Annotated in this window: 28 protein-coding genes; 16 read left to right on the forward strand and 12 right to left on the reverse strand. The window is 43.5% G+C overall.

The features are described 5' to 3' along the window. The first annotated feature begins 39 nt into the window (after positions 1-39). The 4 genes from FQ608_RS18855 to FQ608_RS18870 all read left to right on the forward strand — a co-directional run bounded on the left by FQ608_RS18855 (position 40) and on the right by FQ608_RS18870 (position 2871). The gene (locus FQ608_RS18855; RefSeq protein ID WP_158860044.1) at positions 40-702 is read left to right on the forward strand and encodes an acetyltransferase; all 663 of its coding nucleotides are present in this window, start codon (positions 40-42) and stop codon (positions 700-702) included. Further along, positions 699-1058, forward strand: coding sequence for a holo-ACP synthase (locus FQ608_RS18860; protein WP_158860045.1), 360 nt, complete (start codon positions 699-701; stop codon positions 1056-1058). Before FQ608_RS18855 ends, FQ608_RS18860 begins: the two co-directional genes overlap by 4 nt. 559 nt (positions 1059-1617) lie before the next feature. Next, positions 1618-2346, forward strand: coding sequence for a YdcF family protein (locus FQ608_RS18865; protein WP_158860046.1), 729 nt, complete (start codon positions 1618-1620; stop codon positions 2344-2346). Positions 2347-2505: 159 nt separating this feature from the next. Beyond that, complete coding sequence (locus FQ608_RS18870) at positions 2506-2871, forward strand: hypothetical protein (RefSeq protein WP_158860047.1); 366 nt, start codon at positions 2506-2508, stop codon at positions 2869-2871. A 319-nt stretch (positions 2872-3190) separates the two neighbouring features. Here the strand turns inward: FQ608_RS18870 and FQ608_RS18875 are convergent, their stop codons facing one another. Further along, positions 3191-3385: a hypothetical protein gene (locus tag FQ608_RS18875; protein WP_158860048.1), complete on the reverse strand. Its 195-nt coding sequence runs from the start codon at positions 3383-3385 to the stop codon at positions 3191-3193. 186 nt (positions 3386-3571) lie between these two features. On the opposite strand from FQ608_RS18875, the gene FQ608_RS18880 reads away from it, so the two are divergent. From FQ608_RS18880 to FQ608_RS18890, 3 genes are read left to right on the forward strand one after another with little or no spacing between them, the layout of a single operon-like run. Next, positions 3572-3904, forward strand: coding sequence for a hypothetical protein (locus FQ608_RS18880; RefSeq protein ID WP_158860049.1), 333 nt, complete (start codon positions 3572-3574; stop codon positions 3902-3904). Beyond that, positions 3904-4152: a hypothetical protein gene (locus tag FQ608_RS18885; protein ID WP_158860050.1), complete on the forward strand. Its 249-nt coding sequence runs from the start codon at positions 3904-3906 to the stop codon at positions 4150-4152. The genes FQ608_RS18880 and FQ608_RS18885 overlap by 1 nt, the downstream gene beginning before the upstream one ends. Next, positions 4149-4484 carry a type II toxin-antitoxin system PemK/MazF family toxin gene (locus FQ608_RS18890; protein WP_158860051.1) on the forward strand — a complete coding sequence of 112 codons (336 nt, stop codon included), beginning with the start codon at positions 4149-4151 and terminating at the stop codon, positions 4482-4484. The genes FQ608_RS18885 and FQ608_RS18890 overlap by 4 nt, the downstream gene beginning before the upstream one ends. 676 nt (positions 4485-5160) lie before the next feature. Here FQ608_RS18890 and FQ608_RS18895 read toward each other — a convergent pair. Further along, positions 5161-5349, reverse strand: a complete 189-nt coding sequence (locus FQ608_RS18895; protein WP_158860052.1) for a hypothetical protein — start codon at positions 5347-5349, stop codon at positions 5161-5163. A 118-nt stretch (positions 5350-5467) separates the two neighbouring features. Here FQ608_RS18895 and FQ608_RS18900 point away from each other — a divergent pair, with 118 nt between their 5' ends. Beyond that, positions 5468-5683 carry a hypothetical protein gene (locus FQ608_RS18900; protein WP_158860053.1) on the forward strand — a complete coding sequence of 72 codons (216 nt, stop codon included), beginning with the start codon at positions 5468-5470 and terminating at the stop codon, positions 5681-5683. Between the two features lie 15 nt (positions 5684-5698). Here the strand turns inward: FQ608_RS18900 and FQ608_RS18905 are convergent, their stop codons facing one another. Then, on the reverse strand, positions 5699-7642 hold the full coding sequence (locus FQ608_RS18905) for a polysaccharide biosynthesis protein (RefSeq protein WP_234364276.1): 1944 nt from the start codon (positions 7640-7642) through the stop codon (positions 5699-5701). 1390 nt (positions 7643-9032) lie between these two features. On the opposite strand from FQ608_RS18905, the gene FQ608_RS18910 reads away from it, so the two are divergent. From FQ608_RS18910 to FQ608_RS18930, 5 genes are all read left to right on the forward strand, one after another. After that, positions 9033-10121 carry a hypothetical protein gene (locus FQ608_RS18910; protein WP_158860055.1) on the forward strand — a complete coding sequence of 363 codons (1089 nt, stop codon included), beginning with the start codon at positions 9033-9035 and terminating at the stop codon, positions 10119-10121. Between the two features lie 20 nt (positions 10122-10141). Beyond that, the gene (locus tag FQ608_RS18915; protein WP_158860056.1) at positions 10142-10831 is read left to right on the forward strand and encodes an outer membrane beta-barrel protein; all 690 of its coding nucleotides are present in this window, start codon (positions 10142-10144) and stop codon (positions 10829-10831) included. Positions 10832-10895: 64 nt separating this feature from the next. Beyond that, complete coding sequence (locus FQ608_RS18920; protein WP_158860057.1) at positions 10896-11738, forward strand: hypothetical protein; 843 nt, start codon at positions 10896-10898, stop codon at positions 11736-11738. Next, on the forward strand, positions 11728-12843 hold the full coding sequence (locus FQ608_RS18925; protein ID WP_158860058.1) for a YjbH domain-containing protein: 1116 nt from the start codon (positions 11728-11730) through the stop codon (positions 12841-12843). Before FQ608_RS18920 ends, FQ608_RS18925 begins: the two co-directional genes overlap by 11 nt. A 344-nt stretch (positions 12844-13187) precedes the next feature. Continuing rightward, entirely contained in the window at positions 13188-14291 is a 1104-nt protein-coding gene (locus FQ608_RS18930) for a hypothetical protein (RefSeq protein ID WP_158860059.1), read from the forward strand. Positions 14292-14664: 373 nt separating this feature from the next. Here the strand turns inward: FQ608_RS18930 and FQ608_RS18935 are convergent, their stop codons facing one another. From FQ608_RS18935 to proB, 9 genes are all read right to left on the reverse strand, one after another. Next, positions 14665-15042 carry a VOC family protein gene (locus FQ608_RS18935; protein ID WP_158860060.1) on the reverse strand — a complete coding sequence of 126 codons (378 nt, stop codon included), beginning with the start codon at positions 15040-15042 and terminating at the stop codon, positions 14665-14667. A gap of 146 nt (positions 15043-15188) precedes the next feature. Further along, entirely contained in the window at positions 15189-15359 is a 171-nt protein-coding gene (locus FQ608_RS18940) for a PD40 domain-containing protein (protein WP_199856414.1), read from the reverse strand. Positions 15360-15375: 16 nt separating this feature from the next. Next, positions 15376-15576, reverse strand: coding sequence for a DUF2911 domain-containing protein (locus FQ608_RS18945; protein ID WP_158860162.1), 201 nt, complete (start codon positions 15574-15576; stop codon positions 15376-15378). A gap of 1431 nt (positions 15577-17007) precedes the next feature. Next, complete coding sequence (locus tag FQ608_RS27915) at positions 17008-17883, reverse strand: SRPBCC domain-containing protein (RefSeq protein ID WP_158860061.1); 876 nt, start codon at positions 17881-17883, stop codon at positions 17008-17010. A 303-nt stretch (positions 17884-18186) separates the two neighbouring features. After that, the gene (locus tag FQ608_RS18955) at positions 18187-19017 is read right to left on the reverse strand and encodes a sulfurtransferase (protein ID WP_158860062.1); all 831 of its coding nucleotides are present in this window, start codon (positions 19015-19017) and stop codon (positions 18187-18189) included. Between the two features lie 237 nt (positions 19018-19254). Continuing rightward, on the reverse strand, positions 19255-19443 hold the full coding sequence (locus tag FQ608_RS18960) for a hypothetical protein (protein WP_158860063.1): 189 nt from the start codon (positions 19441-19443) through the stop codon (positions 19255-19257). Positions 19444-19701: 258 nt separating this feature from the next. Beyond that, complete coding sequence (locus FQ608_RS18965; protein ID WP_158860064.1) at positions 19702-20175, reverse strand: DUF1905 domain-containing protein; 474 nt, start codon at positions 20173-20175, stop codon at positions 19702-19704. Between the two features lie 46 nt (positions 20176-20221). Next, positions 20222-21469 carry a glutamate-5-semialdehyde dehydrogenase gene (locus FQ608_RS18970; RefSeq protein WP_158860065.1) on the reverse strand — a complete coding sequence of 416 codons (1248 nt, stop codon included), beginning with the start codon at positions 21467-21469 and terminating at the stop codon, positions 20222-20224. A 24-nt stretch (positions 21470-21493) separates the two neighbouring features. Next, positions 21494-22570, reverse strand: a complete 1077-nt coding sequence (gene proB, locus FQ608_RS18975) for a glutamate 5-kinase (protein ID WP_158860066.1) — start codon at positions 22568-22570, stop codon at positions 21494-21496. 212 nt (positions 22571-22782) lie between these two features. Between proB and FQ608_RS18980 the strand changes: the two genes are divergently transcribed. The 3 genes from FQ608_RS18980 to FQ608_RS18990 all read left to right on the forward strand — a co-directional run bounded on the left by FQ608_RS18980 (position 22783) and on the right by FQ608_RS18990 (position 25859). Beyond that, positions 22783-22974, forward strand: a complete 192-nt coding sequence (locus FQ608_RS18980; protein WP_158860067.1) for a hypothetical protein — start codon at positions 22783-22785, stop codon at positions 22972-22974. A 435-nt stretch (positions 22975-23409) separates the two neighbouring features. Next, the gene (locus FQ608_RS18985; protein ID WP_158860068.1) at positions 23410-24768 is read left to right on the forward strand and encodes an alanine/glycine:cation symporter family protein; all 1359 of its coding nucleotides are present in this window, start codon (positions 23410-23412) and stop codon (positions 24766-24768) included. Beyond that, complete coding sequence (locus tag FQ608_RS18990; RefSeq protein ID WP_158860069.1) at positions 24765-25859, forward strand: glycerate kinase family protein; 1095 nt, start codon at positions 24765-24767, stop codon at positions 25857-25859. Before FQ608_RS18985 ends, FQ608_RS18990 begins: the two co-directional genes overlap by 4 nt. Positions 25860-25914 lie beyond the last annotated feature (55 nt).

Consider the following 25914-nt stretch of genomic DNA (forward strand, 5'->3'; position numbering starts at 1 on the left):
AGTAGGGTAAAGTTAAATTTGGAAGAAATAAATAGCAGTATGAAAAAATCGATATCGCTAATTATCATCGGTGCCGGAGGGCATGCGGCGGAGTTGGACGATTATATCTATGTTGCCAATCAGTCGGTAAGTGGAGAGGTGAACTATTCCATTTTGGGCTATTTAGATGATGATGCGGAGAGTTATTCCCGCTATGCCTTTTCGGCCCCCTATCTTGGTTCTATTCAGGAACACCAAGTACAATCAGACACCGCTTACCTAATGGGTATAGCCAATCTGAAACATCGGAAAAATATTACATTGGATTTTTTGGCCAGGGGAGGACATTTTTTATCCTTTATCCATCCCTCAGCCAATATCTCACGGACTACGGTCATTGGAGAAGGTGTGGTAATTGCTCCGCATGTAAATTTAGGGCCTAATACATGTATTGGAGATCATACTATCATCAATAGCCGATGTAGCATAGGACATGATACCGTGGTGGGTGCGTTTAACTTTTTGACACCCAATGTATGCCTGTCCGGCTTTACGGTAGTTGGAGATGAAAATCTGTTTGGTATCAATTCCGCTACTATTCCCAATATCCAAGTAGGTTCCCGCAATAAGATTATGGCTGGCATGACACTAGACAAAAATGTAGGGGATGACGAGGTGGTTTTTTACCGGTTTAAGGAAAAAGTTATTGCCACTGTGAAATGAGGTGTCTGGTAGGGACCGATTTAGAAGATGTTGTCCGATTTCGTAGAATTCTGGACCGAAAACCCCGGCTATTGTCGGGGTTATTTTTTGCCCAAGAACTTGATGTCGCAAAAACCGCTCCCCATATAGATCAGACCCTTTCGGGGTATTGGTGTGCCAAGGAAGCTGTTATCAAGGCTTTTGCGCCGGTTTTGGGGTTGGATATATGGAACATTGAAATTACAAAAGATCTACGGGGGTTTCCCAAGGTTGTTATTCATCACCCAGAGGTCGATTTGATTTCCTTTCAGCTTTCAATCAGTATTTCCCACACAAAAAACTATGCGACAGCGACAGCATTATTAACCATATTGTAAATGCGATTTATAGCCCATTGCATGCTTTTAAACCCTGCATTCTGGGTAGTAATGTTTCTAGGAATCATTGTTTACCGGGAATGGCATAAAAGACGTTGGATCAGCTTGGTGGGAACCGGGTTGATCTTTCTTTTTTTTACGGAGCCACCGAAACAGATTATTTACTATTGGAAATGAAATATAGGGGAATTGATATTAATTGATACTGGATATTTGTAGATATTAAAAAGGTGAAATAATATAGAAATATCCTTGAATGTCAAGAATTACTCGATATTAAAAAATTATAGAATTACATCGATCAAAAAATTTTCATTTGAAGATGAGCGTGGGCCTGCCAGAAAACGATGGGGGGCAAGACGTTAAGAAAATGTCCCTAAGGACATTTTTAGTCTTGAGCCAGGCTGCAGGGTAGGTTTGTGGTGTTGGCCTCGTGGGGGGAAGTTTTTTCTGGCTTGATCTTTTGGTACTTTTGGATCAAGCCAAAAGTACGAAAGGTAAAAACAGTCATACAGGTTGATTCTAATTTCTAAGCTAAACACTGCCATAAAAAAACTCTATGCGATTTATAGCCCATAGTATGCTTTTAAACCCTGCATTCTGGGTAGTTTTGTTTTTAGGAATCACAGTATTCCGGGAATGGAAAAAAAGACGTTGGATCAGTTTGGTAGGTGCCGGGCTGATCTTTCTTTTTTTTACGGGTCCTCCGAAACAAATCATCTTCTACTGGGAGCGTGCGTTTCCTTCGCTGGAGGTGGATGATTCTCTGCAGGGTCTCCCTATTTTGGTATTGGGTGCGGGAGGTACGCCGGAGGAAGGGATCCATCCCGTCCATCAGCTTGGAAAAAGTGCGACCTTCCGGGTGTTGGAAGGGATTCGGGTTTGGCAGCGGAGTCCCGGCTCCACCCTGATAATGTCGAGTGCGGGGCGTGACGGGTACCTGTCCCAGGCCGAGGTCTATGTGGCCGCGGCTAGGGAACTGGGTGTTCCCGCCACCCACCTGGATATAGTACCCACGCCTAAGACTACCCATGAGGAGGCGGTGCATTTTAAGGAGAAGTTTCCGCAGTATAGTAAGGTTATTTTGGTGACGTCTGCGATGCATATGCGCCGCGCGAAGCGCCTTTTCGAAGCGCAGGGAATTGAGGTGGTACCCGCGCCATGTAATTTTTTTACTCTACGCCATCCTGATAATTCCTTTAGGATGCCGTGGCCGAGTTCGGAAGGGTTGGTGCTTTGGGGGATGGTTTTTCATGAAGTGGTTGGGATGGTTTTATTGGGGTATTGAATTTTTGGTTAAAGAATACTAGTCTGGATTTAGCAGAGTTAAACGTGGTTTTCAGGTTTTGGTGGTGATAGCTTTTATTAACTTTGTCACTTTTTTTGCTGCAGGCCTGCCCTGACGTAGTCAGTGGTCAAAAAAAGTAACCAAAAAAACCCCGCCGCTGTGCATCTTTTGGCTAAAATTCGGGCCCTTCCCGCGCATAGGCCAACTCCTCGGAGTTTCCAGTGGATATATCAGCCTAAAAACTTCCGCCTGAAACTCCTCGTCAAACATGCCTCTGCTTTTGCCACCGCACCGCCCGGATTTCTTAACGCCAAAATCTGCAAGGCGGAAGATATTGTTACGATACATGTATTCTATCATGAATTATCTCCGGTGACGTCGGCGATGCATATGCGTGGAACAAAGAGGCTCTTCGAGGCACAGGGAAATGAGGTGGTTCCCGCTCCGTGTAATTTTACAGATCTCGTTCATCCGGATGATTCGTTTCGGTTGCAGTGGCCGGGTTCGGAATCTTTAGGGCTTTAGAAGATGGTTTTTCATGAGGTGGTAGGGATGGTTGTTTTTTGGGTTATGAGTGATGAGTTATGGGTTCAACTCTGACCATGCCTAAAAAACGTTGACCGTTTACTACTACTTTTGACCCATCATGTTGCAGAGATTTGGCTTTGTTGTTTTTCGCTGCAGAGCCTGTCCCGAACAGCGTAGCGTATCGGGATCAAAAAAGAGTAACCAAAAAAACCCGCCGCTGTGCATCTTCAAATCCGTGCGCACCCCGCGCATAGGCCAACTCCTCGGAGTTTTAAGTTGATACATCGTACTAAGAATTGCCGTCTGAAACTCCTCGTCAAATTGCCTTTGCCACCGCACCGCCCGGATTTCTTGAATCTGCAAGGCGGAGGATTAATGAATCCGATAGATATTGTTCAAGATAAATTTTTCCGTGACCTACTCGATACGCATCCGTCGTGTGAATTAGCTCTTCGAAGCCCATGGGGTTGTGGTCGTTCCCGCTCCGTGTAATTTTACGGTTCTCGTTCATCCGGATGATTCATTTCGGTTGCCGTGGCAGGGTTCGGAGGGGTTGGTTTATAATGAGATTGACTCGAACAAATCAGCATCATCCACGTTCCATAATGGTCAGTTTGAAAAGGAATTTCCTGCATGATGAAAAAAATTTTGATCTCCGATTTGAATTGCTTTTCTTTGTCTAGAAAGGCTGAATTTCATGGCAAAGAAAAGAGAAATAACCATACATAATCTAAAAAGCAATCAATACAGAGAGGTTTTTTCGGACGGAGCAAGTCTTGGTATAACCCCTAGTGGGTATTTCTATTTGAATTTTTTTGCTCAGAGGAACGCTATTCCGAAAGGAATGGTTTTTGAAGCGGCCGACAACGGTGATTTAGGCGAAATGAAATCCCTTACCCCGGATTCCAAAGTAGGAATTGTAAGAGAATATGAATTTGGATTATATATTGATATTAAAACCTGTGAAAGCCTAAAGGAATTATTGGATCAAAAAATCCAGGAATATCAAAAAATCATGAACAATAAGTAATGGAAAATACAACTGTTATAGCATACACCAAATTAACTTTAGATAAGAGTTATTCCGCTTCATTCCAACAAGGTCAATGGAAACGTTACGCATCTACGTCTACGCAAATTAATGTCGAAAATCCTGAAATGGAATTTGATGGAGATGTTCAATTAACGCAGCATGCCTTACGCCTTGCTGAGCCGTCGTTGGTTGAAGGCTGGGAAAATGAAGATGACACCTATTGGGAATCTTTTTTAAATAAATGACTCTTAGGCAGGGAGACATAGTATTGGTTCCGTTTCCATTTTCCGATGGGATTCAGTCAAAAGTTCGTCCAGCAATCGTAATTTCTTCTGAACTTGTGAACCAAACCCAAGATGTAATTCTTGCCCAGATTTCTTCATCAATTCGGAATGATGAGTTTTCTTTTGGACTGGAATTAGGAATGCTAGACGTTCCGCTACATAAAGATAGTCAGGTCCTATTTCATAAAATTTTTGTTGTGGAGAAAAGATTGGTAGTAAAAGTGATTTCACGACTTCAGGAACACTACCGTAAAGCCCTAATAGATAATATCAAACGCTTATTTGATCAATAATTTTCGAACGTTGTGGAAATATGGGGTGCTTCTGAAGATCGGACGGGAGCGTAGACCCTGAGGAGCGTATTAACCTATTGAAATATGGTGGAAATAAGGCAGAAACCTGCCTGCCGGACAGGCAAGTATGGCCTACGGCCGAAATATGAAAAATGATATTGGTGGATATTAGATATTAGTTGATATTGGATATTTGTGGATATTAAAATAACTCCATGCGATTTATAGCCCATAGTATGCTTTTAAACCCGGCATTCTGGGTGGTTTTGTTTTTAGGAATCACAGTTTTCCGGGAATGGAAAAAAAGACGTTGGATCAGCTTGGTAGGTGCCGGGCTGATCTTTCTTTTTTTTACGGAGCCATCGAAACAAATAATTTTCTACTGGAAATGAAATATAGGGGAATTGATATTAATTGATACTGGATATTTGTAGATATTAAAAAGGTGAAATAATATAGAAATATCCTTGAATGTCAAGAATTACTCGATATTAAAAAATTATAGAATTACATCGATCAAAAAATTTTCATTTGAAGATGAGCGTGGGCCTGCCAGAAAACGATGGGGGGCAAGACGTTAAGAAAATGTCCCTAAGGACATTTTTAGTCTTGAGCCAGGCTGCAGGGTAGGTTTGTGGACGCTGGCCTCGTGGGGGGACGGAGCGGGGACTTCTGACTACGACAAATTCCCTGCGAAACCGGGATCGCAAATGACGACGAACGGGGTTGGTTCCGAGGCAAAGATGGCATCCCAACCATCTATGGGTTTTGGCGGGAATATATGGGGGGATTGACATTCCTGCGGCCAAAACGGGGCAACGGGATGTTTATTTTTATCCACCGGGTTGAAACCCCTATCGGTCATCCCTACGGGATTTATGATTGTTGATTATAGTAATATATCCCAGCCCCAGGGGGGTGTAATCTTAGTAGCCTAGGGTGTAGCGGAGCGAAGCCCTAGGTTAAGTGAAATCATCTCGGTTGTGTTTTGGCCGCTGGAAGTGTTGAAGAAGCCAGTCCTTCCCGCCAAAACCCGTGCACGTATATCTCTGCCTACCTATCGTTTGGCAAAAATCACCTTATTTGACGTCATCGATCGCCCTCCCCTTAAGTTGCATACTACGCCTAGTCGGGGAGTGGAGTGTCTAAGGGATCAGGTTTACTTCCAAGAGTTTGATAAGACCTATCAGCGCATTTGAAATTTAACGGCTATGTTAGGAGAAATTTTTTTCCTTAATTTCTTTATCCAGACTAACGAAACGGGAGGCATTGCTGATAAATTCCGGTACCAGTTTTTTGATACGGCTTACCAAATCCCATTCGGAGCAGTTTTCTATATCTGCCATGCAGTCTTGGATTCCGGCATTGATTTCCGGATAGTAACCGTTTGAAAAATCGGCAATTTTGATTTTCTCATGGTGGGTTGCTTTTACAGTTTCTGTGTTGTTAAGCAATTCTTCAACCATCTTTTCACCTTCCCTTAGGCCGGTAAACTCAATAAAGATTTCCTCGTTCAGCTTTTTCCCGCTTAGCTGAATCATTTTTTTCGCAAGGTCATAGATTTTAACGGGTTGACCCATGTCAAATACGTATATTTCCCCGCCTTTCCCCATGATTCCTGCTTCCAATACCAACTCACAGGCTTCGGGAATAGTCATGAAATAGCGGGTAATGTCTGGGTGGGTGACTGTCACAGGCCCTCCCATTTTAATCTGTTCCTTGAAAAGAGGAATAACAGATCCGTTGGACCCCAGCACATTTCCAAACCTGGTAGTAATGAATAAAGTATGGTTGGAATTACGTAGTTGTTTATCGTGGTATTGGTGAAGCGACTGAATATATTTTTCCGCCAGTCGCTTAGATGCCCCCATTACATTTGTTGGATTTACGGCTTTATCTGTGGAAACAAAAACAAACTTGTTTGCATTATACGTTAACGCTGCATCCGCCATGTTTTTCGTTCCCCACACATTGCACTTCAACGCTTCCTTGGGGTACTTTTCCATCATGGGAACATGCTTATAGGCGGCAGCGTGGAAAACATACTCCGGCCTAAAAGTTTCAAAGATTTCAAAGATCGTCTCTCTCTCTTTTACATCCGCCAAAATCACTTCAGTTGCTACCTTATACCCTAAGTTTCCAAGTTGATTTTCAATATCATACAAAGCGGATTCTGACTTATCCAAAAGCAATAGTTTTGCCGGTTTGGCGCGTGCTATTTGTATAGCAAGTTCACTCCCAATGGATCCTGCAGCACCAGATACCAGTACCACGCTACCCCTCATTTCCTGGTTTACTTTTTCATTCCTGAGTTTGATACTTTTTCTTCCAAGCAGATCCTCAATGTTGACTTCGCGGATTTCATCGGATTTTAATACCCCACTTGCCCATTGGTTAACGGGTGGAATCGTAAATACGTGAAGTTGCTTTTCAATACACGCTTCAATTACCTCTTTCCTACGTTCTTGGCTGATGCTGAAGGTGGAGATAATGAGGTCGGTAGGACTGTTGCGGGCGATAATCGTTTCGATTTTATCCAACGAACCAAAAACCTTTATCCCGTCAATATATTTACCTTTTTTGCTTGGGTCATCATCTAAAAAGCCACATACAATATAATTGATTTGGCTATCTTTCCGAATGGTTTTGTAGGTAAGAACTCCGGCCTCTCCAGCACCAAAAATTATAATGCGTTTTACTATTTTGTCTTTTTGAGAATTGTTAAACCGGTATAACAAATCCTTTACAACTAACCGGTATATAATCAAAATCCCCAAGGATGTGTATGAGGATATGATAATAACAGAAAGGGGCATAATCTCCCGCATTCCTAAATACGATGTCAATATACCGTTGGCCAAATAAATAAAAACGCCCAAAATTAATGTACTGATTATCAGTTTGATTCCGTCTTTCATGGCCGTATACCTGACGATACCCTCATAGGTCTTGGTAAAATACATGACAATCAATCCCAGAAATGAATAGATCAAACTCGCATGCCAAATTTCCTGTCTCTCCAGATAACCAAGGTCAAAGTTGGACGTAATAAAAAACGCAGCTATGCCGGAAACGGCCAGAATTGCGCCATCAATAAAAAAAATAACCCATTTTGGAATTATCTTAATTTTGTTAACTAGTTTACTTGCTGTAGACACCAATAAAAGTTATTTATTTGAGTTTAAACACTATAATTTACACTAAACTAAAAGAATTAGTTTTTCAAAGTTTAGGACCTAGGTTTATGAAGGCTGTTACTTTCATAAAGACTACTATGGGAGCTATGAAATAAATAAAAACACTACGTGAATGACTTTGCGCTTTTACATAACAAGACAAATATAGGGATTAGTTGTGATTTTACTGTTTATGCTATGCAAAAAGTTTTAAAAATACGCTAAAGTAAATTCTTTATATTGTTTTTAATACTCTTGGGTTGGTTATGGGTTGAAAGAATTACGGTTGATTAGTTATGGGTTGACCAAGTCTCTAAATCCCTAGGTATGTTGATAGGTCGATTGGTTTTTAGGTTTTATGATATTTATTGATACTGGATATTCATTGATATTAAAAAGGTGGGTATGTGGCGGCCAAAACTGAGAGCCTGCCTGTCATTTATTAACCGTGGCTAAAGCCACGGGCAATTGAATCTGGCACTTCTGGAATTTTTGTTCCTTGATTATCCCTGGTTTTTTGATTTAAATTGTGTCCCAGCCCCACCGGGGTGTAATCTTGGTTGCCTGTTGATTACAAAAGCTAGGTTTTGTTTTGGCAGCGGGGATGGTTGAAGAAGCCAATCTTTTCCGCCAAAACCCGAATCTGTCCGGTTTTGCCTTTTCTCGGATGACGGAATACTGACTCGATGGATTATAAATTGAAAATAATTAAGAATTGCGAGGCTAGTGAGGGGTGAGCGTAGTCGAACCCCGGATGACGGCATCCATGTAGTTGGTTAAATCCGACACAGGACGGTAGCCCAACCAGCAATTGGTTTTGGCGGGAATTTGTGGACAAGATTAACATGGTGGCGGCCAAAACGGGGCTATGGGATGTTGTTTCTTGACCCTGGTTTGAAACCCTAATCGGCCATCCCTACGGGGTTTGTCTGATATTCAGACGACCAGCATGCAAAATCCCTTTATCCGAAATCGCAGCCGCAAACTACCACGAGCTGCACGAGCTGATTCCCTATTGCCCATTGCCCATTCCCCTTACACCTGCTATAAAATGTACTTCTAACTCAATTAAAAGGTTTTCAACCAATTATTTTTTTTAAAATGTAGGGAAAATTTGGTAATTGTTTCATTTTATTTTTAACTTCGGTATTCAAATACTGTTTTTGACCTAATAGGCTTTTTTTATCATGAGTTTATGGGTTTCAGTGTTTTTACAGACATATTAATAAGAATAGTTCCCGAAAATAGTGTCGTAATTAGCATAAAAAGAGGAGAGCAGGTCGTAGCAGTGGCTTTTTAAATAGTGGAGAGGCGGTGAATTATTTAGCAACACGTCGATAAAAACCATACATTTTATAACGTCTAGCCTGCAATGAAAAAGCTCTACATTTTACCTGCAAAAAAAGGGAATCTTTTGATCTTCTCCCTTTCTCTCCTGCTCCTGATGGTGCGTTGCGCTCCGGAGGAGTTGGACCTTATCCCTCCCTACGATCAGATGATCGACGACTTTGATGAGGTAGGCGATCTTCCTGGCTTGGATGACCCCGACCCGGATATTGACGATCCGGACTACGAACCGATAGACACACCGGCGGTGCTTGGAAATTTGCTTCAGGAAATCATCGCTTTTTCCGACGACGGCAAGCCGATTTCCGAAGCCTCGAAAAAGCAACTGGAGGATTTTAACAATAAATTAAAAGAGAAGGGTTTAGATCCGGATATTTTCTCACTTATTGATATGGATTTTTTAACGAATCTGATGAATCCGGAGAATGCCATTGATCCCCAGTTGGAGGCAATTCTGAACGATATGTTTGAACATCCCGATCTTGAAATGCCGCTCCCAGAAGTACCCGAATACGGAGAGCTGACCACCATCGAAGACATATTGGCCCGCATAGAGTCTTCTAAAAATGGCACGGGTCAGGAAGGGTTACGGCGGATGGACTCGGATCTGTACACCATATGTGCCGATAGGGCGTATAGCGCTTTTCAGGACAGGCTTGCCGAACTTACCCATCAGCTGCGGGAGCAGGAGGATGCAATCAACGCCAACTACCTGCGTAGAGCCTATGAAGCCGAAGAAAGGTTGGTCGAGCGAAATGTACTCGTACATATGCTGCTAATGGAACAGCTGGTCGAGCACCAGGAAATGATCAATAGAATCCTAAATGCGGCAAGACTGGCCGTATTGGCCGGGGATACCGAACTACAGGAAAATCTGTTGACTTTTGCGTTGATTTATGCCACCTATATCCGTAGGCAAATGGCAGGCTGGTATCTAAGCAGCCTTGCATATAACTATGTCTTCTTTGAAATTGAAATACAAAGTATAACCAAATTGAGAGATGACCGAATAGCCGCTGTCAAGCAACATTATGACGAAGCCGTTATGCTGGCGGAAGAAATTCTGGAAAAAGCCATTCAGGTGTACTGCCACAATCAGGGATCCGGTGGTTAACCCGTTGATAGATAATCTGCATGACGAATAAATGTATTTGTTGGGGACTGCTTCTTTTTTTTGGATGCAGTCCCCTTTTTGCTCAATTAGAGATGAATCAGGTAAGTATGGGACTGTCTTACTGGCAACGAACCTACTCGGGAGCAGACGAGCGTGCTTTTCTTTTCAACTATCCGGGCGCGGGCAATTTTCAATATGGCGGGTTGTTGCCTTCTATTTCAGCCGAAGTCAGTATATATAAGGGATTTGCAGTCGATTCCCGGTTGGGTTATTGGCGGGGGAATGTTGAGTCCCACGGCACGCTGGGGGAGAATTTCCGGATTGCAGAGCGAATAGATCAAATTATCATTCCTGTCTATGGCGGGATAGTTTATAATTTCCGGGACCTTATCCCCAAATACCTGAATGGATATGTAGGGGCAGGTATCAGCAGGTATTTCCTGGATAGCCGCTTTACCAGGAAGGTGGAAGACGGGATTGGTAACATAGAAGGAGAACATCTCCGTGGGAACAACTACGGCGGAAACATAAAGGTAGGACTTGAATACCTCTTTCCCGAATACATCAGCATGGCCTTGGAAGCCCGGTATCATGCAGCTTCTTATAGTCAGTCGTGGCAAGCAGTCGGGACAAATACGCCGGTACTACAGAAAATAGATTTAAAGGGGCTTGAAACGGGCCTATTTATACGGTATAACTTCAGTTATTGACGATTATGCTTTTGGGTTTTTGGGTGCGTATTTGAATAGGTACAGGGAATGAACTTACTTTTATATGGCTAGATTCTTTTGGGGTTTACATCTGGTTTTTAAGCCGTGGCAGCCGCCGGGATATTCCGCCTACCTGTTGTTTTTACTGGCCACGATGATTTTTGGCCAGCTTGCTGCCCAGGTAAATGTGCTTGGCAAACCGGGCTACATCATGACCCCGAACGCCCGCTGGGAACAGGAAAATCAATTGGCCCTCAGTTTTTCCTATGTGCCCCAAGCCTATGCCATCAACCATTTTATGGGGGCCTATCATACTGAAAATATCTATGGGGTAGGCGTGGGCCTGACCGATTTTATGGAAGTTTACCTCAATATCACACGGGTGCGCGCAAGGGCCAGTGATATCGGCGTCGGAGACAGGCATCTGGGTTTTCGGTTTCGACTCCTTGCGGAGGAAAAACACGGGGTCAGCGCCGTGCTAATCGTATCCGCCCCCATTGGAACTAACCAACACCTCAACCACGATGCGCTGATTGTCGAGAAAACGGCAGAATTATCTTCCACCCTTCGTCTTCGGGCCACATTGGGCTATGCCCTTCCCGTGATTTTTGTGATACCCACCAAAGAGGGTAACCGGTCATTGTCTCTGTTGCTGAAGTCGAAGAAACAAGAAAATATCCGGTATCTTTCGGGAGTTTTTGGAGGATTTTCCCTGGATTGGAATGAAAAAGTAGGGCTGTCCATGGAGCACGACGGGCATAGCGTTAACGCGGGGGTTTTTGTCCGGCCCCTACCTTGGCTCTTGCTTCAGGGTCATACCTTCGAAGCCAAAGAACTTGGATTTAGCTTTTCCCTGAGTTTTCCCCTATCTGTTCCACCCAAAGAAATGCGTGCGGATGAAAGGTAGCTATTTTTGCCTAGTAGGTGTTTTCTATTTGGGGTTGTCCATGGGGTACGGACAGGTGGCTAAGTTATCACTCGAAAAAGCCGGATTTGAGCAGGTTCATAGGATGCCTGCCGATAGCGGCAAGCTGGTGATTTGGGAGCACCGGAATTTCAGAAATCCCCACCACAGCCTGCTCTGGGCAGACCGTAAGGTAGGGGATAGCAGCGTGACTGGGTTTATACCGCTCTACATGAACCGCCCCATGGGAGTGTATGACCGGCAGACGCTGTCCTTCAGGCCTGTAACCGCAGGGGAAAGGGCTTTTTTTCGAAAGAAAAACCGCCTTCCTACGGGCTACCGATGGAACTTTCGCGTTAGTCCGGACTTTTCCGCCCGGTTTGGGGACCGGAAGACCCCATTCCGCTCCCGCACCAACCTGATCCTCGATACACGGGTGTATCTGTTGCCCGGACTAAGTGTTCAGACGGGGGTATTGGTTCCGATACAGAACAACTTGGGGCTTTGGGGAACCCATTGGCGCCTAGCACCTTCCCACCTACATTATTTCGCCATCCCCTTGCCCCACCATTTTGTGGGAATCACCGCGGGCACCTTCTTTCAGGACCGCTATGGGGTACATTTCCAGTACAGATATGATGATTTTGACAAACGTTGGCGCATGGGGTTGGAGACGGCATATACGGGCTACTATTTTATTCCGGGGCGAAAATTATATACAGATCCGCTGAGTGATGTGATCCTGTTGCTGGATGTGGAATACCGGTTGAACAAAATGGACCTGACGTTTAGGATCAGCGGTGGTCAGTTTATCGGACGGGACCGGGGTGTACGCGGGGATTTGATCCGGCAATTCGGGGGGGTGGATGTAGGACTTTTTTCGGCCATAACGGTTAACGGAACGTCCGGCGGTTTTCAGTTTGCCTTTCCTCTTTTTCCGGGGAAGATCGCCCGGGGCCGACGCTGGGAGCTCCGCACCACGGAGGAGTTCCGTTGGGAGTACAACTATTCCCACGCGGCACCCATTGGCCGCACCTTCCGTATTGGGATGCCGAAGTTATCGGATCAGTTGAGGCAGTATAATTCTTTTTTTATTGGAAATCAGTAGTTTATGTGTATTTACGGATACCCTAGATTATTAATCACGAATTATTAATCACGAATTACGAGTTGCAAACTACGGATTTCTCATAGCCTCAATGGGGTGAAATCAAATAGCTTTGGGTTAAGCGTAGCGGGGATTCGACTACGCTCACCATTGATTACAAAAGCTAGGTTTCGTTTTGGCAGCGGGGGTGGTTGAGGTGAAATAGAAATAAAACCGGAGCGTAGCGCAGATCCCGCGGAAACGTGTAGTTCGGGCAAAAAAACTAATTCAATAATTTTAACCGAAATTTCATATATTTGAAAAATTATTGTTCAAAGGTTTTTTTTTAAATAATTAGTATAACCATGTATAATATTGTTACTTGTATTAGTGTTGATCAGGATAAAACGGGGGGAAAAGTAAAATACCCAAATATTGGGACTGAAAATAAAAACAGAAAACATGTTTACTGGAGATGTGCCTACACATTTTGTGCTGCTTCAGTTAAAGTAAATCCTGAAAAAAAACATATAGTGGTAACCAATGATTTGGAAGAAATAATCATTGACAATATCAATGTTAAGGATGAACTTGCTGGTTTAGGAGTAACTATTATTTATTTAGACTTTGACAGGTTTGATCCAGGTAAGCATTCTATGAGATTTAGAAATGCATTTTACAAATTACAAGTAATTGAAAGACTAGCCCAGGAAACCTTACCTTCTCTACTATTAGACTCTGATATACTTTGGCATAAAAAGGATGTCGTTTTAGATGACATCATGTCAAGCGGAGAATATTTAGTACTGCAAGATACTTACCAAAGAAGTAATAAACCCTTAGAAAAACTCCATAATATTAGTATGAAAGATATGGGAGATCTCTATCGTTTAATAGGTATTCAGGGATATAACCAACCATATCCAATCTGGTATGGGGGGGAACTAATTGGTGGCTCTCCACAGACATTAGGTAAAGTAGCCAAAAATATTTTAGAATTATTGAATTATTGTAAAGAAGAAGATAATAAAGGAAACAAATTTTTGTTTCCTAATGGAAATTCAATATTTGATGGTGATGAGTTTATTTCTTCCTATGTTTACAACTCTATGGATGTTAAAATTTATGACTCATACAATCGTCATATCAAGAGATTGTGGACAGCTGAGGTTTACAATAATGTGTCGGAAGGCGATGAAAATATCCCAATATGGCATCTTATTAGTGAAAAGGGGACTGGTTTGAAACAGCTATTTTATGAATCTGTAAATCCCGACTCAGAATTCTGGAACTGCACAGATTTCACTGAGTATCTAGGTAAATATGTAGGTATTCCCAAGCGAAACTTCAAGGATAAAAGCTCAACAGTTAAATCCGGAGACCTAATTTATGACCAATTGCGATTTTTAAATTCGCGTAGAAAGCGATTAAAATGGTGGTATTATATGCGGTTTAAGAAAAGAAGATAAAACTGGAGAGGCATAGGGACGCAGGGACTTGGGGACGGGAGACGGGAGACGAAGGGACGGAGAGAATGAAGGGACATAGAGACGGAAGAGACTAAGAGATGGGGGACGGAGGGACAGACTCATCGACCTATCGACATATCAACAATGACTCAGCTCGTAATTCTCAATTCGTAATTCATACCCCATCAACTTACCTCGAGACGGAGAGACTTAGAGACGGAGGGACGGAGTCTATCAACTTATCAACCTATCTTGAGACTGAGAGATATAGGACATTGGAAATCTATACATATGTGGATGGATATATTGCTGATGTAGGGGAAGACCCACTTTCAGGAAACGACGCCCTTGAGCTTGACTTCACGCCTTGGGATCAATGCCTTGAATGCAGCGCGATTCTATTTCCTTCAGAATCCACAAATAAACCCATAAACCCAACATCCTCTGAGATAAGTGTTTTTGCCTGAAGAATCTTTCCCCCTTCTTCCAGCACTTTTTTAAGCTGGGTAGAAATATCCGTTGAGGAAAAATAGATCAACACCCCTTTTTCTTCACTGGGGGAATAGGCTTTGTTTTTTATCAACGAACCTGCTGCCCCCGGTTTACTCTCGGAAAAGGGAAACCATCCCATCTCTGTTCCGTGAAAATCCTGTACTTGGATTTCGATATCAAAAACAATTTCGTAAAATTTCTTAGCCCGATTCATGTCAATTACAGGGATCTCAAACCAGCCGATCATATTTTGTTCCATGGTGAGTTATTTGGTTAATAGGTTATTAAGTTATTGGGTTACGCGGTTTGGGTAGGGTGGGGTGCTGGGTTTTGCGGGGGGATTTTCGTCCAGATGTTTTAGGATAACTTCGATAGCTTTTTCCAACTGTGGATCTTTCCCCTGAATTACCTCTGCAGGCCATTGAATGCAATCAATTTCCCGTCCGGTGAGAAGACAGGATTGGATTCTATGCCATAATCCATGGTCAACCTCCGTGGATGGCTTCCGTCCTTTTCAGCTATCCAGAGGTCTTCGGCATAGATAGAGGCGATGTGGTTTTGACTGATTGCAGGCAACGGTTAGGGTATACAGTTATTGCAGGGCTATCGGTACGGTAAATAGGATTTCGTCCCAGCTAAAGGTAATCGTAGCACCGGTGTTTGAGGAGTTAATATTAATGGTAAATGTCTCTTGTATTGAAGCGGTTTGTTGAACCGGTGCCTGAACGGTCACTACATCCAATTCATGATCCGGTTCAAAAACGTTAATATAGTGGAAATATTGTGGAAATATGGCCTACGGCCGAAATATTAAGGAATTGATATTAGATATTGATTGATATTAGGAAGGAACTGAAATATGGTTGAAATATAGTTGAAATCGGAGGGTATCGGTTCAGGGAATAGTTGTGATATGGCCTGTTGGCCGAAATATTGGGAAAGTGATATTTGTAGATATTAGATATTGATTGATATTAAAAAGGTTAATATAGTGGAAATATTGTGGAAATATGGCCTACGGCCGAAATATTGGGGAATTGAAATTATTTTAGATTTCAAAAATCGGTATGCTAAAATGGGATATATGTAAATGATTTTTCTCTCAATAGCCAGGGCTTCAGCCCTTGGACAAGGAGAAACTAGTAGGTTATGTTTTGGCAGGGGGGATGGTTATTATGGCCATTATTTCCCGCCAAAACCCGAATCTGTCAATTCTAGCTTTTTTTCGAAAAAATCGTCCCTCCGAATCAAAGATACCAGCCCAACCGTCTACGGGTTTTGGCGATATAGGAATGGCGGAATTGATAGTTTTGGCGGCCAAAACGGGGAAAACAGGGTTGTCTTTTTGACCCTGGGTTGAAACCCAGGGCTATTAAATCGGCCATCCCTACGGGATTTTTAGCGATTCCCCCGACTGGGTGTAGTTTCCACTACACCCTAATATCTCCGGTTTTATTCAAAAAGGGCAATCTTCATAAAGCCATTTGCAATGGCTTAACGAGGACATGTCTTGGAAAACTTCAAAATAAAGTTGCGGATCAGGTCCTCGTAAAACCGAATATGTCAAATCCTATCAATTTCTTTCACAAATCTCCTTTAGTTTCGCCAACGCCTCCCCCGACTGGGTGTAGTTTCCACTACACCCTAATATCTCCGGTTTTCTTCAAAAAGGGCAATCTTCATAAGGCCATTTGCAATGGCCATACGAGGCAATGTCTTGGAAAACTTCAAAATAAATTTGCGGATCAGGTCCCCGACTGGGTGTAGTTTCCACTACACCCTAATATCTTGGGTTTTCTTCAAAAAGGGCAATCTTCATAAGGCCATTTGCAATGGCCATACGAGGCAATGTCTTGGAAAACTTCAAAATAAATTTGCGGATCAGGTCCCCGACTGGGTGTAGTTTCCACTACACCCTAATATCTTGGGTTTTCTTCAAAAAGGGCAATCTTCATAAGGCCATTTGCAATGGCCATACGAGGCAATGTCTTGGAAAACTTCAAAATAAATTTGCGGATCAGGTCCTCGTAAAACCGAATATGTCAAATCCTATCAATTTCCCCGACTGGGTGTAGTTTCCACTACACCCTAATATCTCCGGTTTTCTTCAAAAAGGGCAATCTTCATAAGGCCATTTGCAATGGCCATACGAGGCAATGTCTTGGAAAACTTCAAAATAAATTTGCGGATCAGGTCCTCGTAAAACCGAATATGTCAAATCCTATCAATTTCTTTCACAAATCTCCTTTAATTTCACCAACGCTTCCGGGTATGTTTTGTTGAAATAATCAACGTACGAATCAGTAGTGTCCTGGGTGACGGTTACCAGGGTTCCCTGCTCTGTTTCCTTAAACGAATAATTTTCCAGCGCACCTTTCCAAACTTCTGCCGCAGGCCCTTCTGTCAACTCTTTTCCGTTCTCTACTACACCGACATGTTGTATGGAGATTAATTTTCCAGGTAGGTGCTCTTTGATTTGGCTAACCATGCCCACTAAGGAACCCTTTTCATCTTTGGTTAGAAAACGGATTGCCGCACCCTTTTCCCAACTTCCTACATAATATGAATTCGGTGAAAACACAGCCGTCCATTCACTGAACTTTTCCAGCATGGCTGAATAAACCGTATTTACCGGAGCGTTGATCAAAATTGTAAAATACAGGAGAGAAAAGTGTGATTGTGATTCGGTGTATTTTTTAAAATTATCCAATATAGCCTGCCATCCCTTTTGTTGCATTTCATGAGGGAATTCTCCCTCCGCTTCAAAACGCTCCTCCACGTAGGTGCCATCAGGTCTACTTTCAAAAGTAACCGTGGTCTCCCGTCCATCTCCAAGCGTGTATCGGATAAGTTTATACGGAATTATTTCATCATATTTCCCCTCAAAATCAAACCCTTGGCTGCCGTCCTTCGCTTCCATGCGATAAGAAAACGTGCTACCTTCTATAAGTGGATTGGTAGCAGCGGGCGAATGCCAGTCATCGGAGGCGAAATTCCAGTTAACAATATGCAAAGGGTCAGTCCAGCATTCCCATACTTTGTTGATAGCCGCATCTACAGTAGCAGACACACTGATGATTGTTTTTTCTTCCTTGGACATAGTCGGTTAAATTTGGTTTGTCCAGCAAAATTACAAACCATCATCTTAATACACCTCACCAATATCCGACAAAAATAGGGGGGATTGCGACTACTTAAATTATGAATTACGAATTAAAAATTACGAAATGGGCAACTACGAGTTACGAATGAAAAATTACGAAGAATTAATTGCTTTCCACTTTTCACTTATCCCTTACGCCTGATTACTTACCCCTTATCTTCCAAACCTGACCCACGTAATTTGTCATTCGTAATTTGTAATTAAAAATGACCCGTAATTCGTCATTTGTAATTAGTTTTTTCAAGCTATGGTTTTCCCATTCCTCGACCATTCACTCCAAGAACCAACGTATAATTTCGGGATTTCCATCCCGGCATGGGCTAAGGCGAGTAATGTATGGCAGGCAGTGACGCCAGAACCACAATGCACGATGATGTTTTCTGATGAAGTGTCACCAAAAGCCTTTTGATATTTTTCTTTTAGCTCATCAGGGGATTTGAACTGCCCGTCCGTCTCAAGGTTTTCAGAAAAGGGGATATTGATCGCTCCGGGAATGTGTCCCGCTATTAAATCAATAGGCTCTACCTTTCCCAAATAACGGTCTGTTTCCCTAACATCCACGACGATATGACTTTCTTTTTGGGATAGGGCTTCCACTTCGGCTATGTTGGAAAGCGGTAGTTTCCATCCCTCAATGGGGTAAGGAGAAGCGGGAGTTGGGTTAACGGATTCATTACTTGTCTGAAACCCTGCGGCGATTGCCGCATTCAAGCCTCCATTTATCACCTGAATTTTCTTATGACCTATGGCCTTCATCATCCACCAAAACCGAGCGGCCGACATGCCGCCGTTTTTGTTGTCATAGACAATAACATGGCTATCAGGGGTTATGCCTAAATCTCCCAATCGTTCGGAAAACTGCTGTGGGGTGGGTAAGGGATGCCTGCCGCCGTCTGCCGCATCTGATTTGATATCGGAAAGCTGCGTGTTTAAATCCACATAGACGGCTCCCTTCAAATGCTTTTCCTCATAATTGGCTTTGCCAAAGGAGGTATCAACAAGGATATAGGAGGAAGGGTTCAAGCCAATTAATTCTTCGGCTTGTATCAGTGGAGTTAGTGGTTGGTCCATTTAGTTGGAGTCTTTTTTGATTTTAAAATAATAAATTTAGTTAGCGAAATTACAAACCATTTACTTGTTTTCCTACCCTGCTATTACCTTCCAAAAGCTCAAACCACCAAGAATTAGGGTGATTAACCAAATTAAAAAGGCAATAGAATTTTGACCGGGGCCATTTACCTCAGAATTCATCAGGTCCTTCCTATCATAAAAAGCAGGATGTAGTTCTTTTGGCCCCTTTAAGAAAGATTAATCCGCAAGGGTTTGGTTCAGTTTGTTGGGATATTCCACATGCATGCAGCTAAGTGGAAGTTCGGCTAAGCGGTTGGCTTCAGAGAGCGTAAGCCGAATGGGTTCTTCATGAATTTCGTTCGTTGGAGAATTACATCCCCAAAACAATAAAATTAATAGGAAAATTGTTGGTGAATTTTTAGTCATAACAAAGTACAGGTCTAAAAATAAAAGTATGAAATTTACTTATATTCCTCAAAACAGCAATGTAGTTGCTACGAATTTGGCATTATTGGACTGTGAACGAGCAATTCTTTTTATTTTTCACCTCACTTTGAATAAAGTACGGCATCAAACTTTTTTCGTAGCAACTAAAATGGCCCCGTCTGCTCAGTAGAGCTAGTTTTGCGGAACTTTAGTTAACAGGGAAATATAAAAAAACGCAGGGTGCTTAAATATTCTTTGTCATTTGTTGAGCGCAAGTTTGTTAATTAAATCTACAATGAGGTCTGCCTGCTTTTCCGGTTTTTTGGCATCCATTATCCGGTCTATATCTAGTCGCTGTTCCCAGGCAGGGAGCTGCTGGAACTGATGGAGTGCCCCCGGAGCGTCATTTAGGCATTCCAATATCACCTCAGGGATACCTTCACTTTGCTCCTCTTCATACAATAAGACCGACACCCATTCCCCGGCTTCTTTTTTGAGTTGCTTGCGGAGCGAAGCGTTAACTGGAAGGAAAAGGATTCCTTTCCCAAATGGCATAAGCTTGCATTTTTCCAGCTTGATTTCATCGATCGATCCATATACCCGCATCCAGCCAAAGGGAAAGCGCTTGGCGGGAGGTATTTCAGGCAGGAGCACATAGGTCCAGCCTCCCTTGCCGGGAAATTTTTCCAGCAGATATTTTTTGTTTACTAGCGGATTTTTCTTCGAGTCCATTTGATTGCAAGAAGAAAGGTGTCAGTTCTTTAATCGTTTTCAAGTTTTAATCCCTGATGTGACCGTTTCCCCGCACCACCCATTTGTAAGAGGTAAGTTCCTCCAACGCCATTGGGCCTCTGGCATGCAATTTCTGCGTACTTATACCGATTTCAGCTCCCATTCCAAATTGGGCACCGTCGGTAAAAGCTGTGGAGGCATTCGCATAGACAGCGGCGGAATCCACCGCACGCAGAAAATAATCTATGGTATCGGCATCTTCCGCAATAATGGCCTCACTGTGCTTGGAACTGTATTGGGCAATATGGTCTATCGCTTCACTTAGGTTCGAAACAGTTTTAATCGACATTGTGAGAGAAAGAAACTCCGTCCCAAAATGTTCCTCCTCGGCTTTGGCCAACAGTTTATCCGGATAAGTTCCCTTTAAGACGGCATAGGAAGGTTCGTCCGCAAAGATTTTAACCTGTTTCGCTGCCAATCCTACTCCAATCGCAGGTAGATCATCCAATCGGTCTGCATGGATTACCAAGCAATCCAGGGCATTGCAAACACTGACCCTCCGGGTTTTTGCGTTAAGGATGATGGCCTTTCCTTTTTCCAGATCGGCAGAGATGTCGTAATAGGTATGTACAATTCCTGCACCTGTTTCAATGACAGGTACCTTCGAATTTTCCCGCACAAAATTGATCAAACCCTGGCTTCCACGTGGGATAATGACATCTATATACCCGACGGCCTGTAGCATTTCTTGGGTTGCCGCCCGGTCCGCAGGGAGCAAGGTGACGATATCAGTTGTCACGTCGTTTTTCCTCAGTACCCCATGGATGATTTCCAAGATCGCTGTATTGGAATCATGTGCGTCAGAGCCTCCCTTGAGTACCAGTGCATTGCCTGTCTTCAGGCAAAGGCTAAACACATCGAAGGTGACATTTGGGCGGGATTCATAGATAATGCCGATTACACCTAGCGGCACCCGGACCTTTTGCAAGTCTAGGCCGTTGGGTAGAACCTTTGCCTGCAACACTTCTCCCAAAGGACCTTTAAGTAATGCCACGTTTCGAATGTCCGCAGCGATTCCTTTTATCCGGTCTTTGGTAAGTTTCAAGCGGTCATATTTGGGATCTTGGGGATCCATCCGGGAAAGATCAGACGCATTGGCAGATAAAATTTCTGGTATTCGGTTAATGGCTGCCTCCGCAAGGTCTGTTAGTATATGGTTTATCTTTTCTTCCGATAACAGGGATAATTGTCGGCTTGCAGCCTGAACCCGCTTAAAGGTTTCTTCTAATGCCATGATAGGTTGATTCGTTCGTTGCGTTTAATTGTGTTCGTAAAGGTACAGGTAATCGTAGTGGATAATGGGGCGTTGGTTGGTGACTCCGATTTTTTCTGAAGCCGCTTTAGCACCGTACTCGGCTTTCCCAAGACCAAGTTTATGACCCTGTTCATCCAAGATACGGATGATATCACCCTTTAGAAATTCACCTTTGACTTCCAGCACCCCAATGGGTAGTAGACTGCTTATGTTCTGCGAACTTAAAGCCCTTTTTGCACCCTCGTTGATGATGACTTCCCCTTTGGAGTAGTTCTCGCTGTGGGCAATCCATTTTTTCTGGTTGTGTTTGGACTTGCCGGGTTGAAAGTAAGTACATACCAATTCTTTCCGGTAGTATTCCTTCAAGACATCTTCCCTTTTTCCGTTGGCAATCAACACCTCAATGCCCAGGTCGGCGGACTTTTTGGCCATGCTCATTTTGGTAAGCATCCCCCCACGGCCAAAGGAAGACTTGCTTGAGGATACATACTGAGTTAGATCCGGCATATCCTGACCCACATTAAGAATCAATTCCGACGTAGGGTCGGCTGGATGCCCTTTGTAAATGCCGTCTACGTTGGTCAATAGAATAAGGGTATTCGCATCTATCATGGCAGCCACCAAACCAGCCAATTCATCATTGTCCGTAAACATCAATTCCGTTACGGCAACAGCGTCATTTTCGTTGATCACCGGGATAACTTGGTTTTTCAAAAGGCCATCCAGGCAGTTTTTCATATTGAGGTAATGCACCCGGTCCCGGAAATCTTCTTTCGTTACCATCAACTGGGCGATTTGATGGCCTTTTTCCAGAAAGAGGTTTTTGTACGAGCGGATCAGTTCGATTTGTCCGATGGAGGCCCAAACCTGTTTTTTAGTGACTGCGTCGGTTTTGGCGTTTAGGGTTAAGGCCTTTCGGCCAAAAGCTACCGCTCCTGAGGTCACCAACACCACCTGCAATCCATTTTCTTTTAGAAAAACCATTTGGTTAACCAAGGAAGCCATCCGGTTATGGTCGGGAGTACCATCGTCCTGCGTCAATACATTTGATCCTATTTTGATGACAACCGTTTTGGCCATTGGGAGGTGGTTTCTAAATGTGTAACCTGTTTTGATTTGCGAACAAAAATAGGAAGCTTTGGGGAATAAGGCTATTTTTTAAGAAAGGAAGGCGCATTATGGCCAATTTTTTTGTGGAGCTACTTAAAAACGCGACGGAAAAAAAGAGAACCACGAAGAACACAAAGGTAGCACGGAGGACACAGAGAATTATTAAAAAAAAACCGCTCGTCGTGGTTTGTAACCACGACGGACAGATAGGAGGAATTTGCAATTCCGGTAAGGAGGGAATGTCATTACTCGGAGGGGTGAGCGGAGTCGAACCCCCGCACCGAAACTGTCCCACCCAAACCTTTCCCGCCAAAACCCGATTCTGCTATATCTTGGATGACGGAATTCAGGTATTGGTTAGTTCCGACACATGACGGCAGCCCAACCATTCACTTGTTTTGGCGGAAATGGGTACGGGGAATTGACACATCCGCGGCCAAAACTGGGACGCTGCGTGTCATTTTTAACCCGTGGTTGAAACCACGGGCTACTATATCGGTCATCCCTCTGGGATTTTTGTCCTTTGATTCACACTGTATTTCTACAGAATTTTATTTCAACTAATTAATATCCAGTATCCAATACCTACCAATATCAATTTTTATATTTCGGCCGTAGGCCATATTTCTACCATATTTCAGCCGTAGGCTATACCCTGAACCGCTACGCTTCTCAGGGTCTCCGCTTCGCTCCGATTTCCACAACATTTCTATCCATAATATCCATGAATATCAAATATCCATGAATATCTTTTCAATAAAACCCTTACTTTGTAAACCGAATAAAATCAATAACCAAAACCAACAACCGTGGGAGACTTGATCATCGACTTTAGCAACTGGATATGGGGCACGCCGCTGCTCGTGTTATTGATTGGCGGCGGATTTTATATGTTCGTCTATTCTGGTTTTATTCCCTTTGTCGGTTTTCGGCATGCGATGAAAGTGGTAGGTGGGAAATACGATGACCCCAACGCAGCCGGGGACATTACTTCCTTGCAGGCACTTTCTTCCGCTGTAGCCGCTACTGTTGGACTTGGAAATATTTCCGGAGTGGCATTGGCCATCGGGATGGGTGGTCCGGGGGCTATTTTCTGGATGTGGGTGTCCGCATTTGTAGGGATGGCTACCAAATTTTTTACCTGTACCCTAGCCATAATGTATCGGGGCAAGGATTCCTCCGGGCATGTTCAGGGTGGTCCCATGTATGTGATCGAAGAGGGCATGGGCAAAAAATGGAAATTCTTGTCCGTGATCTTTTGTGTCGCCGGGATTTTGGGGCTCCTTGTCATCTTTCAGGCCAATCAGTTGACGGCAGTTTTGCGGGAGGTCATGCTGGCACCCAACGGGCTGGACTACGGAATGCCCACCCGATGGGCAATTGGAATTGTGCTTATGCTTTTAGTGGCATTGGTAATTTTGGGGGGAATTCAACGGATAGCCAAAGTGGCTTCGAGACTAGTACCTTTTATGGTGACGGTGTATTTTATCAGTGTGTTAATTATTATTTCCAAATATTTTGGCGATGTCCCGGAAATGGTCTGGTTGATTCTCTCCGATGCCTTTACCGGAGATGCAGTTCTGGGAGGAGCTGTAGGACAAATTATTATTATTGGGGCCCGTCGTGCGGCATTTTCTAACGAGGCAGGCATTGGTACGGCACCCATGGTACACGGTGCTTCCAAAACCAGCGAGCCGGTGCGGGAAGGCTTGATTGCCATGTTGGGGCCATTTATCGATACCATTGTAGTTTGTACGTTAACGGCTTTGGCAATTCTCCTAACCGGTGTTTGGAAGTCTGGAGAGCAGGACGGGGTATTGCTTACCCTTTCTGCCTTTGAACAGGGGTTACCGGGGATTGGGAAATACTTACTTATGATATCCGTTTTGGTATTTGCCCTTTCCACCATGTTTACCTATTCCTATTACGGCCATAAATGCTTCAACTACCTCTTTGGTGCCGACAAGGCCAACTATTACAATTACTTTTATTTGGCAACTCTTGTAGGAGGGGCAGTAACCTCCCTGAGCGTGGTGATGAGTTTTGTGGATGCGATGTATGCAATTATGGCATTTCCGACCATGATTTCCGCGATCTATCTGTCGCCGAAAGTGAAGGCCGCAATGAAGGATTATTTTAAACGCATGGAACAATTGGATAAGCTATGAAGTGGTTAGTAGCTCCCAATGCATTTAAAGGAACTATCGAGGCGGATCGAGCGGCTGAACTGATCAAAAGTGCGATCATTGCATCCAATCCAATCCACGAAGTTTCTGTCTGTCCGATAGCGGATGGTGGGGATGGAACCTGCCATTTGCTCAGTGAAATCCTTGCGCTGGAAAAAATCAGTGCCATGGCTTGCGGCCCTTTAGGCAGCCCCATGGAAGGTTTCTTCAGCCTTGATGCAACTACCAATACAGCATTTTTGGATGTATCCACGGTTTCAGGAATCAAATGGCTGAAGGAATTTCAAAAAGACCCATGGACATGCAGCTCGTATGGTACAGGAGAACTGGTGGTCAAAGCCATTGAGTTGGGGGCGAAGGAAATTGTAATGGGACTGGGTGGGAGTGCTACGGTAGATATGGGTACCGGTATTCTGCGGGCCTTGGGGTTTTTGTTTTTGGATAAAAATGGTAGGGAAATACCTGTGTTTTCACCCGGGTTTATAACTCAGGTAGCCCATATTCAACAGACAAAAAAAATCAGTGATATAAAATTCATCATTCTTTGTGATGTGGAAAACACCTATTTTGGGGATAGGGGAGCCATTCCTGTATTTGGACCCCAGAAAGGGTTGAAGGAGACTGATTTTGGAAAATTCGAACAGGCCTCCCAAAATGTCTTTGAATTACTTCAGAAAAAAAGCAAGTTAAATTTGACTGACAAAAAGGGCTTTGGTGCTGCGGGTGGAATAGCGTTGGGGTTGAGTGCTTTTTTTGAAACCCGCTTGGTCTCTGGGGCACAATACTTCTTTGAAAAAGTAAAAATAGCTGATCGAATCCGGGGTGCAGACATCGTAATTACAGGTGAGGGTAAATATGACAAGCAGTCTGACGAGGGAAAAGGAAGTCATGAACTGCTGAAGTTGTCCCATTCATTAGGTAAGGAAATCTGGTTGATCACTTCGGGAAAGGATGCCAGAGGCAGTGACTTCGACCGGGTTTTGGAGCTTCCGGATTTGGATTTTGGATCGCCGGATCTGATATCGCTGGCAGAAAATAGTTTGGTAGGAACGGTTAGAGAAGCACTTGACTAAAATTGTCACTATGTTTTAATAACGTGTATGAGGCCAGATGGGAAATGTTAAAACA

The sequence above is a fragment of the Lunatibacter salilacus genome (assembly GCF_009797935.1).
Lineage (GTDB): Bacteria > Bacteroidota > Bacteroidia > Cytophagales > Cyclobacteriaceae > Lunatibacter > Lunatibacter salilacus.

Bases quoted from the DNA above. Each gene is read 5' to 3' on its own strand.
- FQ608_RS18855 (WP_158860044.1), top strand. From the start codon at position 40: ATGAAAAAATCGATATCGCTAATTATCATCGGTGCCGGAGGGCATGCG.
- FQ608_RS18860 (WP_158860045.1), top strand. From the start codon at position 699: ATGAGGTGTCTGGTAGGGACCGATTTAGAAGATGTTGTCCGATTTCGT.
- FQ608_RS18865 (WP_158860046.1), top strand. From the start codon at position 1,618: ATGCGATTTATAGCCCATAGTATGCTTTTAAACCCTGCATTCTGGGTA.
- FQ608_RS18875 (WP_158860048.1), bottom strand. From the start codon at position 3,385: ATGAACGAGAACCGTAAAATTACACGGAGCGGGAACGACCACAACCCC.
- FQ608_RS18880 (WP_158860049.1), top strand. From the start codon at position 3,572: ATGGCAAAGAAAAGAGAAATAACCATACATAATCTAAAAAGCAATCAA.
- FQ608_RS18885 (WP_158860050.1), top strand. From the start codon at position 3,904: ATGGAAAATACAACTGTTATAGCATACACCAAATTAACTTTAGATAAG.
- FQ608_RS18890 (WP_158860051.1), top strand. From the start codon at position 4,149: ATGACTCTTAGGCAGGGAGACATAGTATTGGTTCCGTTTCCATTTTCC.
- FQ608_RS18895 (WP_158860052.1), bottom strand. From the start codon at position 5,349: ATGACCGATAGGGGTTTCAACCCGGTGGATAAAAATAAACATCCCGTT.
- FQ608_RS18910 (WP_158860055.1), top strand. From the start codon at position 9,033: ATGAAAAAGCTCTACATTTTACCTGCAAAAAAAGGGAATCTTTTGATC.
- FQ608_RS18915 (WP_158860056.1), top strand. From the start codon at position 10,142: ATGACGAATAAATGTATTTGTTGGGGACTGCTTCTTTTTTTTGGATGC.
- FQ608_RS18920 (WP_158860057.1), top strand. From the start codon at position 10,896: ATGGCTAGATTCTTTTGGGGTTTACATCTGGTTTTTAAGCCGTGGCAG.
- FQ608_RS18925 (WP_158860058.1), top strand. From the start codon at position 11,728: ATGAAAGGTAGCTATTTTTGCCTAGTAGGTGTTTTCTATTTGGGGTTG.
- FQ608_RS18930 (WP_158860059.1), top strand. From the start codon at position 13,188: ATGTATAATATTGTTACTTGTATTAGTGTTGATCAGGATAAAACGGGG.
- FQ608_RS18935 (WP_158860060.1), bottom strand. From the start codon at position 15,042: ATGGAACAAAATATGATCGGCTGGTTTGAGATCCCTGTAATTGACATG.
- FQ608_RS27915 (WP_158860061.1), bottom strand. From the start codon at position 17,883: ATGTCCAAGGAAGAAAAAACAATCATCAGTGTGTCTGCTACTGTAGAT.
- FQ608_RS18955 (WP_158860062.1), bottom strand. From the start codon at position 19,017: ATGGACCAACCACTAACTCCACTGATACAAGCCGAAGAATTAATTGGC.
- FQ608_RS18960 (WP_158860063.1), bottom strand. From the start codon at position 19,443: ATGACTAAAAATTCACCAACAATTTTCCTATTAATTTTATTGTTTTGG.
- FQ608_RS18965 (WP_158860064.1), bottom strand. From the start codon at position 20,175: ATGGACTCGAAGAAAAATCCGCTAGTAAACAAAAAATATCTGCTGGAA.
- FQ608_RS18970 (WP_158860065.1), bottom strand. From the start codon at position 21,469: ATGGCATTAGAAGAAACCTTTAAGCGGGTTCAGGCTGCAAGCCGACAA.
- proB (WP_158860066.1), bottom strand. From the start codon at position 22,570: ATGGCCAAAACGGTTGTCATCAAAATAGGATCAAATGTATTGACGCAG.
- FQ608_RS18990 (WP_158860069.1), top strand. From the start codon at position 24,765: ATGAAGTGGTTAGTAGCTCCCAATGCATTTAAAGGAACTATCGAGGCG.